This is a genomic window from Microvirga calopogonii (genome assembly GCF_003347665.1).
Taxonomy (GTDB): domain Bacteria; phylum Pseudomonadota; class Alphaproteobacteria; order Rhizobiales; family Beijerinckiaceae; genus Microvirga; species Microvirga calopogonii.
In genome coordinates, this window is sequence record NZ_QDGA01000221.1 from 1 (window position 1) to 2,392 (window position 2,392).

General features: G+C 60.7%; 2 protein-coding genes and 1 pseudogene. 2 read left to right on the plus strand and 1 reads right to left on the minus strand.

Features of this window, described 5'->3' with window-relative positions:
- The first annotated feature begins 79 nt into the window (after nt 1-79).
- Nucleotides 80-910 (plus strand): annotated as a pseudogene (locus DDF70_RS36000) (IS5 family transposase).
- Nucleotides 911-1,203: 293 nt separating this feature from the next.
- Here DDF70_RS36000 and DDF70_RS36005 read toward each other — a convergent pair.
- Entirely contained in the window at nt 1,204-1,452 is a 249-nt protein-coding gene (locus tag DDF70_RS36005) for a hypothetical protein (RefSeq protein ID WP_162820916.1), read from the minus strand.
- Between the two features lie 180 nt (nt 1,453-1,632).
- On the opposite strand from DDF70_RS36005, the gene DDF70_RS36010 reads away from it, so the two are divergent.
- Nucleotides 1,633-2,334: an IS6 family transposase gene (locus DDF70_RS36010; protein WP_114948864.1), complete on the plus strand. Its 702-nt coding sequence runs from the start codon at nt 1,633-1,635 to the stop codon at nt 2,332-2,334.
- The last annotated feature ends 58 nt before the right edge of the window (nt 2,335-2,392 follow it).

Below are 2,392 nucleotides of genomic sequence, written 5' to 3' on the forward strand. Positions count from 1 at the left end.
AAGTGGTTGATTCAGAATAGGTTTGGAGCTGGGCCGCGGAGGCGGATGCGGGCTGTTTCACGTTTGAGGAGCCCGTGCCATGGATGTCCGTTCCTGCGCCAGCGATCTCACTGATGCGGAATGGACGCTGCTGGAGCCGCTGATAACCCGCAGCCATCCCGCCGGGCGACGGCAGACTTATCCGCTCCGACGCATCATCGACGCCATCTTCTATCTGCTGCGCACCGGCGCCCAGTGGCGGCTGCTACCGCACGAATACCCTCCGCGCTACGCCGTGTTCTATCACTATGCCCAGTGGCGCGAGAACGGGACGTGGGAGCAGGTCACGCGAGTGCTGCGCGAGAGTTATCGCCGCATGATTGGCCGGGCTCCTCAGCCGACAGCGGCGATCATCGACAGCCAGTCGGTCAAAACCACTGAGATGGGTGGATCACGTGGGTACGATGGTGGCAAAAAGATCAAGGGCCGCAAGCGTCACTTGCTCGTTGATACGCAAGGAACGCTGCTGAAGAACAAGGTGCATCCGGCCGACCTCCATGACCGCGCGGGCGCCGAGCTCCTGTTGGAGGGTTTAGAGCATCTCTTCCCGGCTATCGAGCTCATGTGGGCGGACACGGCTTATTGAGGGTTGAAGGATTGGCTGTGCAGAGCGCTCGGATGGAAGCTGTCCATTCCGCAACACTGGTGGAGTGGCGGCGTCTGGATGCGCGCCGACGCGGAGCCACCAACACGGCCGAGTGGCTTTCACGTGCTCGCACGCCGATGGCTCGTTGAGCGAACCATCGCCTGGTTGACCACCAACCGGCGGCTGGCCAAGGACTACGAACGCCTGGTCGAAACCGGCGAGATGCTGCTCTACCTCGCCATGAGCCGCATCCTGCTGCGCCGCCTCACGCGAACAGAAAGATAATTGCTCACCAGCGTCTTAGGTCAACCGCGGCGAACTCGCCCTCACTACCCGTGTTACGGTCTCATTGGCAGAGTTGCTCAAGATGTTTCCACATCTCGTCCGCTGAGATGCTCGCGAGCAGGTCTTGTTGTAGGTCTGACATTGTCGCGCCTTTAATGCATGAAGCAGACATTGAGCGTTAGAGTGTCTTTCGTTAAATGGTCCGCGCGGCGGGGATGGTTTTGCATTCCATCCTCGCCGCAACGGAATTTTTCTCACTAAGAGCGCAACCTTGTTCTCCCAAACTGCGGGTGTCAGCCTGCAACAAGGTCGATTTGGCGGCGGGCCTCCCGCAGCGCTGAGATCAGCCGGTTCTGCCCGCGAACGAGCTGTGTTTTGGCAAAGCCAAGTGTCGCCTCGCCATGATTGCCGAGTTCGGCCGCGACCGCAATCGACGGCAGCGGCGGGATAGTCAGCGCGGGGTCATGGCGGAAGCGGTTTACGCGCGTGAAGTTAATTGGCACGAGGATACGCGCAAGGTCTTGGATAACTCTGTTGGCCAACTTTGGGTCGATACTACCAGCCTGGACACGCGAGTAGAATGCCTCCAAAGCAGTTGAAAGCTCCGCAACGGCCTCCCTCGATGGCGTCAGGTCGAACCGGTTTGCGGCCTTTTTCTGATAATCGGCAACGGTGTTGTCACATTAACTCGAGTTTGACCGCCACCGTGTAGACGGGCCAGCATGAGCAAGCCTGTCAGCTACAAACGCCATCGCTTTCCGCCTGAGATCATCGCCCATGCGGTTTGGTTGTACTTCCGGTTCCCGCTGAGCCTGCGGCTGGTGGAGGAGATGCTGCTCGAGCGCGGCATTCTCGTCTCCTATGAGACGGTGCGTCGCTGGGCTCTCAAGTTTGGGCCGGCCTTCGCGCGCCGTCTCAGGCGCAAGCCACCAAGCCCCCGCGACATCTGGCATTTGGATGAGGTCGTGGTCACGATCTCGGGCCAGAAGCACTGGTTGTGGCGGGCGGTTGATCAGGACGGTTATGTGCTCGACGAGATCGTGCAGACGCGCCGCGACACCAAGGCGGCCAAGCGCTTGCTGAAGCGTCTGTTGAAGAAGCAGGGCGGTCCGCCCCGGCGCATGATCACTGACAAGCTCGGCTCCTACTCGGCCGCCCGGCGTCAGATCATGCCAGAAGTCGAACACCGATCCCATAAGGGGCTCAACAATCGGGCGGAGAATTCGCATCTCCCGTTCCGCCGGCGAGAACGGGCGAGGCAAGGCTTTCGATCACCCAGGTGCCTGCAGCGGTTCGTCAGTGTCTTCTCTGCCGTCCGCAACCTGTTCGTTCCACCCCGCTCGCGCCGCTCTGCCCGCGCGACCCACCTTCACCGCGTCAACGCCATGGCGGAGTGGAAAGTCGCGGCGGGCGTTGCCACTTGATCCGTTAGGCAATTGGGCCTGCCTGAATACGTCCAGTTCTAGTTAACGTGACAACACC